Source organism: Phytoactinopolyspora endophytica, from assembly GCF_004138495.1.
GTDB lineage: Bacteria > Actinomycetota > Actinomycetes > Jiangellales > Jiangellaceae > Phytoactinopolyspora > Phytoactinopolyspora endophytica.
This window is the reverse complement of record NZ_ML142857.1, coordinates 14,090-15,330: the sequence shown is the minus strand read 5'-3', so window position 1 is coordinate 15,330 and position 1,241 is coordinate 14,090. Positions and strand designations below refer to the sequence as shown.

The following is a 1,241-nucleotide window of genomic DNA, read 5'->3' as shown; positions in this document are numbered from 1 at the left end:
ACGGCACGAGAAGGTTCTCGGCGCCGGCCTGGGCCCACGCGTCGAAGACGTCGGCCTGCAGCCCGTCGACGTCCTGCGACTCGGCGTCCACCACCGGGAGGTTGCCGGTCTCGGTGACGGTCGTCATCGCGTCGGCGCTGGTGATGAAGTCGATGTAGGCCGCCGCGGCGTCCTGGTTCTCGCTGTTGGCCGGGACCGACCACGGGATGCTGATCCCGCCGGTGACCAGGTTCTGCCCGCTGGCACCTGCCGGGGTGAGGACGAATCCCACCTCGTCGCCCATGGCTTCTGCGAGGTCCGCGACGAGCCAGGTGCCTCCGGTGAAGAAGACGCCGTCACCCTGCGCGAAGTTCTGCCAGGCCGTGTCGTAGTCGATGCCACCGAACCCGTCGACGAAATATCCCTCGTCCGCCCAGGAGATGATCTCCTCGGCCGCGGCGACGTTGTCCTCGGAGGTCCAGGACGATCCGGGGCGGCCGAAGCCGAGGTCGCTGATGGTCTCGGCATCCACGAACTGGTTCTGTACGAACCCGTACTGGTGAATACCGGCCCACGGCTCGGAGTTGCCGAACTGGAGGGGAACCTCGCCGGCTTCGCTCGCCGCGTCGAGCGCGGCCACGAAGTCGTCGTAGGTGGCCGGCGCGTCGACGCCGAGCTCGTCCAGCTTGGTCTTGTTGTAGAAGAGGCCGACGATCTCGCCCATCTGGGGCAGGCCGTACAGCTCGCCCTCGCCGTATACGGTGCCGTCGTCGCTGTACATCGCGAGCGCCCGTACCGAGTCGGGGAAGCGGTCGAACCAGCCGTACGCCTCGGCGTAATCGTCGAGGGGGACCAGCAGGTCGGAGCGGACGTACTGGCCCATCTCGGCGCGGCTGTTGTTGGCCTGTACGACGTCCGGCGCGTCGTCACCGGAGAGCGCCAGCCGCAGTGTGGTCTGCAAGTCCTCGGTGGAGCGGGAGACCCGATCGATGGTGATGTTCGGGTACTCCTCCTCGAAGGCGGAGTTGAGCTGTTCGATCTGCTCGGCCTGCCCGCCGCGGACCTCCTGGTCCCAGACGGTGAGGGTGACCTCACCCATCTGAGCCGGGTCGGTCTCGACGTCGCCGGCGCCCGACTCTCCGGAGTCCGTCTCTCCGGAGTCCGACTCGCTGGTCTCGTCGTCGCTGTCGTCCTCGTCGTCGCCCGGTGCGCAGGCGGCTAAGAGCGCTACGGCAGAAGCGACGGCGGCGAACCGCACCCAG

Annotated in this window: 1 protein-coding gene; it reads right to left on the bottom strand. The window is 68.1% G+C overall.

Annotated elements, in window-relative coordinates; genetic code table 11:
• The coding region (locus tag ELR45_RS17965) for an ABC transporter substrate-binding protein (protein ID WP_165367882.1) at positions 1-1,241 on the bottom strand (1,241 nt) is incomplete at both ends.